The sequence below is a fragment of the Cellulomonas septica genome (genome assembly GCF_012396155.1).
GTDB lineage: Bacteria > Actinomycetota > Actinomycetes > Actinomycetales > Cellulomonadaceae > Cellulomonas > Cellulomonas septica.
The window spans coordinates 1-2,036 of the sequence record NZ_JAAXOY010000642.1 but is presented as its reverse complement, the minus strand read 5'-3'; the positions used below and the strand labels follow the sequence as shown (position 1 = coordinate 2,036).

Below are 2,036 nucleotides of genomic sequence, written 5' to 3'. Positions count from 1 at the left end.
CCACGCGGTCGGCGACCTGCGCGGCGGACAGCGTGCCGGTGCCCTGCGGGACGTCGACGAGCGCGTGCAGCCGGTGCCCGCCCGTGCGGTCGACGGTGATCGGGGTCCACTCGACGCCCGTGACCTCGACGGGCCCCGCGGCGACGCCCCGCGCGGGGAACGCACCGGTCGCCCGGAGGTGCGCCGTGAGCAGCAGCCCGGAGCTCGTCGCCGGCGCGCAGCACGCCTCGTCCTGGTTCGACAGGTAGTTGCCGAGCCCGTACGCGACCCACATGCCCGCCCCTCGGGGACCGCCCGCCAGGCGCTCGACGGGCTGCGGCACGTGCGCGTGGTGACCGATGACGAGGTCGACGACACCCGAGTCGGCGAGCTGCCGGTCGATCGCGACCTGCTCCGCGGTCGGCTCCGTGCGGTACTCGACGCAGCAGTGCACGCTCGCCACGACGACGTCCGCCCCCGCGGCTCGGGCAGCCGTCGCGGCCGCGACCAGCGCGGGCACGTCGATGCGGTCGACCGACCACGGCTTGTCCGCGTCGACGGGCATGCCGTTGGTGCCGTAGGTGGCCGCGAGGTGCGCGACCGTGACGACGCGGCCGCCGCGCTCGAGCCGGTAGAGCTGCGGCTGCACCTGCTCGGACGCGGAGCGGGCGGTGCCGACGTGGCCGAGGCCGGCCGCGTCGAGCGCGTCGAGCGTCGCGGTCACGCCGGCGAAGCCCCGGTCGACCGAGTGGTTCGACGCCGTCGAGCATCCGTCCCAGCCCTGCGCACGCAGCCCCTGGGCGATCGCGGCGGGCGAGCCGAACATCGGGTAGCCGCTCGGGCGCGTGCCCGCGGGCGCGACGGGGACCTCGAGGTGGCACAGCGCGAGGTCGGCGGGCTGGACCCACCGGTCCAGGCCGGCGAGCAGCGGGGACAGGTCGTACCCGTCGACGCTCCGCGCCGACGCGAGCACGGGAAGGTGGGGGAGGACGTCGCCGGCGGCGACGAGCGTGAGGTCCACGTCCGGGTCGGCGGTCGAATCCGGCGTCGGGGCGGTCGACGCGGTCGGCGGCATCGCGGGACCGCCCGACCTGCCGGCGGGTGTCGCGGTCTCGCCCGGCGGCAGGTCGAGCCGTGCGCCGGCCACGATCCCGCCGTCCGACGGTGCGGGCGTCATCGCCGCCGCGGCACCCACGCCGACCAGCACGCACGCGAGCGCGACCAGCGCGCCCACGGCGGGCGACCGGCGTCGTCCGGCGCGGGCGTGGCGGGTCACACGCGGACAGTAGTGGCGGCGTCACGGCCGGATGACACGCGTCACCCGAACGGCCGTGCGCGGCGCTGCCCGCTCGCCCAACTAGGCTGAGCGGGTGGTCGACGCCGTCCCCTCCGCCTGGAACCTGGCGAACGTGCTCACGGTGGCTCGCATCGTGCTCGTCCCGTTCTTCGCGTGGGCGCTCCTCGCCGACGGCGGCCACACCGTCACGGGTCGCCTGGTCGCGACCGGCATCTTCGTCGTCGCCGCGCTGACCGACCGGCTCGACGGCTGGCTGGCCCGGCGCTCCGGCACCATCACCGACCTCGGCAAGCTGCTCGACCCGATCGCGGACAAGCTGCTCGTCGGCACCGCGCTCGTCCTGCTGTCGTGGCTCGGCGACCTGCCGTGGTGGGTCACCGTCGTGATCCTGGTCCGCGAGCTCGGCATCACCGCGATGCGGTTCTTCCTGCTGCGGTACGTCGTCCTGCCCGCGTCGCGCGGCGGCAAGCTGAAGACGGTGCTCCAGTCGGTCGCGATCGGCCTCTACCTGCTGCCGCTCGACCAGCTCCCGGCCGCCGTCGAGGTGGTCGCGGCCGTCGCGATGGGCGCCGCCGTGCTGGTGACGGTCGTGACCGGTCTCGACTACGTGCGGACCGCCGTGCGCATCCGCCGGGCTGCCGCGGTGCCGCCCGCGGCGGGCGTCTAGGCGCGGCACCGTGGTCGAGAGCCGTCGGTCCGCGCCGGATCCGCCCGACGAGGCGCCGGCGGAGTCGCACGACGCCGTGGGGCAGGCCGCCGC

Annotated in this window: 2 protein-coding genes; one reads left to right on the top strand and one right to left on the bottom strand. The window is 76.3% G+C overall.

What is annotated here, in order from left to right:
• A partial coding sequence (locus tag HGA02_RS17605) for a CapA family protein (RefSeq protein ID WP_343035581.1) occupies positions 1–1,255 on the bottom strand: 1,255 nt, incomplete at its 3' end.
• A 94-nt stretch (positions 1,256–1,349) separates the two neighbouring features.
• Between HGA02_RS17605 and pgsA the strand changes: the two genes are divergently transcribed.
• Positions 1,350–1,943 carry a CDP-diacylglycerol--glycerol-3-phosphate 3-phosphatidyltransferase gene (pgsA, locus tag HGA02_RS17600; protein WP_124344346.1) on the top strand — a complete coding sequence of 198 codons (594 nt, stop codon included), beginning with the start codon at positions 1,350–1,352 and terminating at the stop codon, positions 1,941–1,943.
• Positions 1,944–2,036: the final 93 nt, after the last annotated feature.